The sequence below is a fragment of the Cryobacterium gelidum genome, assembly GCF_004403985.1.
Lineage (GTDB): Bacteria > Actinomycetota > Actinomycetes > Actinomycetales > Microbacteriaceae > Cryobacterium > Cryobacterium gelidum.
Genome location: NZ_SOHL01000011.1, coordinates 1 through 1,010, shown reverse-complemented (window position 1 = coordinate 1,010; position 1,010 = coordinate 1). Strand labels below are relative to the sequence as shown.

At 60.3% G+C, this 1,010-nt stretch carries 2 protein-coding genes; one reads left to right on the top strand and one right to left on the bottom strand.

Annotated features, from left to right (window positions below; all coding sequences use genetic code 11):
• Window positions 1–538 (bottom strand): TetR/AcrR family transcriptional regulator (locus E3T50_RS16765; RefSeq protein WP_166784219.1); only part of this gene is annotated, 538 nt, incomplete at its 3' end.
• 98 nt (window positions 539–636) lie between these two features.
• On the opposite strand from E3T50_RS16765, the gene E3T50_RS06315 reads away from it, so the two are divergent.
• Window positions 637–993, top strand: a complete 357-nt coding sequence (locus E3T50_RS06315) for a DsrE family protein (RefSeq protein ID WP_134551099.1) — start codon at window positions 637–639, stop codon at window positions 991–993.
• The last annotated feature ends 17 nt before the right edge of the window (window positions 994–1,010 follow it).

Sequence of the window (1,010 nt, the reverse complement as noted above, 5' to 3'; positions counted from 1 at the left end):
GGGTGTGAGTGTCGACGTGTTCTTGTGCCATGATGCGTGCTTCGCGGACGAGAGCAGCGTCGCGGCCGACTTTCGCTGCGGTGATGGCCCCGTCGTAGAGCAAGACCAGGCGAGATGTCGCCGTGGATGTAGCGTCGGCACCTATGAGGTTGGCCAGATGTGTACGAACGACGACGCGATAGTGTTTGGCGACTGTACGTACTGCCGCGCATTCCGGCAGTTCGATCACAGCGTTGGTGAATGGGCAGCCGTGGAAGGTGTTCAATTCGACCGAGCGGGCAAGGGCCTCAAATAGGGCTGCGATCCGCTCCCGGCGCGGCGCGAGCGGATTGTCCAGGATGCGGGCGTTTCTGATCCAGCCGTCCAGTTCCTGTTCCAGGTAGGCCACGACGAGAGCTTCTTTATTGGCGAAGTTGTTATAGAGGCTGGCTTTGGCGACGCCCGCGTTACGTACGACGAGGTCGATCCCCGTTGCATTGATGCCGTGTTCGTGGAACAAGCGGCCCGCCGACGCGAGGAGGCGCTCCTTGGCGCTCACTATCGGGGTGATGGTCGACGAATGCACACCGCGATATTACCAGACCGATCGGTATAGTTAATGATGGCCAGATCGGTCTATCTAGGAGGTACATATTTATGTCTGAAGTCAAGATCGCCGTCGTCATTTATGAGCCCATCGACTCCGACACCTCACGCGTCTATCGCGGTCTCAAGACCGCCCTCGAATTCAAGGACGCCGGCGATGACGTCGTCGTCGTTTTCGACGGGTCGGGCGTTAAATCCCTCGCCGCCATCTCAGACCCCAAGCACAAGATGAACCCCCTCGCCGTCGCCCTGCACGACAACATCCGGGGCGCCTGCGCATTCTGCGTCACATCCCACGGGGTCACCGACGCTGTCGAGGCCGGCGGGTGGCCGCTGCTCACGGAGTACAAGGGCGAAGCAAGTATCCGTTCTCTCGCCGTCGAGGGCTACCAGATCCTCAACTTCTAAGCACCACGCCCGACCCT

Coding starts and splice junctions, on each gene's coding strand:
- E3T50_RS06315 (WP_134551099.1), top strand. CDS start 637: ATGTCTGAAGTCAAGATCGCCGTCGTCATTTATGAGCCCATCGACTCC.